The 2,463-nt window shown below is 43.1% G+C and carries 3 protein-coding genes; 1 reads left to right on the top strand and 2 read right to left on the bottom strand.

Annotated elements, in window-relative coordinates:
* Positions 1 to 381, bottom strand: a 381-nt coding sequence (locus B7Y67_RS15260) for a hypothetical protein (RefSeq protein ID WP_293599368.1), incomplete at its 3' end; no start/stop codon positions are given.
* A 216-nt stretch (positions 382 to 597) separates the two neighbouring features.
* Here B7Y67_RS15260 and B7Y67_RS15265 point away from each other — a divergent pair.
* Positions 598 to 1,536 carry a hypothetical protein gene (locus B7Y67_RS15265; RefSeq protein ID WP_293599369.1) on the top strand — a complete coding sequence of 313 codons (939 nt, stop codon included), beginning with the start codon at positions 598 to 600 and terminating at the stop codon, positions 1,534 to 1,536.
* Here the strand turns inward: B7Y67_RS15265 and B7Y67_RS15270 are convergent.
* Positions 1,529 to 2,095 carry a site-specific integrase gene (locus tag B7Y67_RS15270; RefSeq protein ID WP_293599370.1) on the bottom strand — a complete coding sequence of 189 codons (567 nt, stop codon included), beginning with the start codon at positions 2,093 to 2,095 and terminating at the stop codon, positions 1,529 to 1,531. The genes B7Y67_RS15265 and B7Y67_RS15270 overlap by 8 nt on opposite strands.
* Positions 2,096 to 2,463 lie beyond the last annotated feature (368 nt).

Below are 2,463 nucleotides of genomic sequence, written 5' to 3' on the forward strand. Positions count from 1 at the left end.
GAGGCTATCTACGTCATCCAGCACAATTACTTCACCTGGATTACTGTGGCGGTACATTTTTATGTACACCATGATTGGTGACAGCGTTCCCGAGATATGTACACAGGAGGTTGGCGAATAGCGCTTGAGTAGGCTTGTGGTGGAACTTGTCTTGCTTGATCCGGCCGGGCCAGAAACTACAAATGCACGGCACTTTCCATTAACCAACATCTGCACGAACGAATCTAAACCTGCCTGGACTTTTTCGATGTCGCTAAAGTCCATTGACTGATAAAACGACATTGGATTACCCGCTTGTGGAGGACTCAGCACAACTGGATTGATTGGAATGCCCGCTGTAGAGAGCACGCGATGAACTGCTTGTTTGATATCTATTGTCATAAATGCCTTTCTGTTTGGATGTATCTATTAGGTGGAACTACTAAAAATAGGAAATACGACAGCTGTGCGCTTTCAGGTGGCGCGGGCTGTTTACAGATTGAGTTGTTAAAGAGCGGACATATATGCATGGATACTGTCGAGACTCCAGTCTGCGACAATTAGCAGATATTAAAAATTGACTGTTACTAGATACCTCTTAAGTGTTAATATATTTGTATGAATATTCGCAAAGACATTCCAAACCGAACCAGCAAAGAGTGGTCTACCATGGGCGTTAAGAAATACGCCCTGCTGTTATTAGAGTTTTTAAGAATTAGCCCAAGCTATGCGCTGGCACATTTGATACGTAGCGAATCAATTGACGCTGCCAAGCAGAAAAAGTTGGCATTGGATCTCTATAGCGATGATGAGACGGCCCTGACCAAAGTCCAGCAATTAGAAATACTTAATGGATTTGATAAGGTTTTAAAAACCTACGATGAGTTTGGAGATGTCACCACTATTGACATAGAAGATTGGTGGACAAATAGAGGCATTCACATATTTGGCTCACCTTTTGAAAAGCCAGTTCCCGTCAAGATCGCTGGGATATCAAAACATGAATCTTATGAGCCCTTGTTTGAAAAATCGTTAAGAAACTATTTCGAAGTGAAGCTAGCAAACCAAGGTCAACCACCTGCCATCATTGTCGGCATTCCGCTGGGTTTACCAAAGCGAGTATTAATGCAGCGCATCTCCAAGCTGATTGATGCTGAAAAAATACCCGTACAAAATAAAGCCAAAAGATCAACTAAACCTTTGGCGGTTCAGCGCCTCCGTTCAGAACCTCTATTCATCATGCTTAGATTGCTAATGGCAAAAGCCCAACACGAAGATTGGCCACTGTGGCGTTTGGGGCTCCAAGCTAAAGTTAGCGCAAAGTTCAGCAAACTGGATATTCAGGTCGATAAGAAAAGGGGCAAAGATAGTGACGCCAAGGTAAATCTCAACATCCTGACTAGCCGTTATCTACTTAAAGCCAAGCTCGTTGCAGAGAATACTGCTAGAGGCGAATTTCCCAGCTCCCAGAAAGTTTTTCTCCCAAAATACGACTTTGAGGATATCTATCAACGCCTGACATTGAAATACAAGAAAATCAATCCGCGCTCTAAATAAGCTCCACCGCATTACGCAGCATGTCTGGCCTAGTATCAATATAACGCTGTGTAGTACTCATTTGGCTGTGCCCTGCTAACTGCATCATCACTCTGACTGATACACCCTTCTCACTTAAGCGAGTTAAAAAGCCTCTACGACCACTATGACTAGTAGCGCCATCATAGCCCGCTTGCTTATATAAGCCGCTGACGATATGCGTTAAGGTATTGGGCGTAAAACCATCGGCACGCAGCGTCTTAAACAAGGGCTTTTTGGCATCAACACAAGGATATTGGGCAATATATTTGACAATGGCTGCTTGCATACGCTCGGATAACAAGACCACCCTACTTTTACTGCCTTTAGTTTGTGTGGCTGACAACTTTATTTCACTGCGTATCGTGCCATCGCTAGCCAATACATCGCCATAGCGCACCGCTGCGACTTCCCCAATACGCATACCAGCCCAATGCGTCATTAATAAAATCGTCTGATTCCGCAGCCCATGCTTGGTGCTAGCTGCATATGCCAATACCTGTTCTAACTCTTGATCACTTAATGTTCTAGCTTGTGCCATTTGTTTTTCCTCGTTAACAGTATTTACTTAGTTCTATTGTGTTTTCAGATCAAAGCAATTCCTACCGATATTGGCAATACCATGGCAAATTGACGGGTTTTTATGGGAATTTTTGGTGATCAAAATATCTTCCAAGATTCAATGACTTACAGCGCCTAAAATTCCTCTCAACACTTAATGCACATTTTGTGTTGAGACTGTAAGGCTTCAAAGATCGTGGCATTTGAGCTACGAATCTGTCCATGAAAAAACAGCTTTCCCTGGTCTTTGTGGCTAGAGTAAGATTTGCAAGTATTACTTTAAGTAACACTTACTTGCGGGCTGGCGATGACTATCAAAACATTCAAAACACAACAAGAGCGTGTAGA

Source organism: Polynucleobacter sp. 35-46-11 (genome assembly GCF_002281105.1).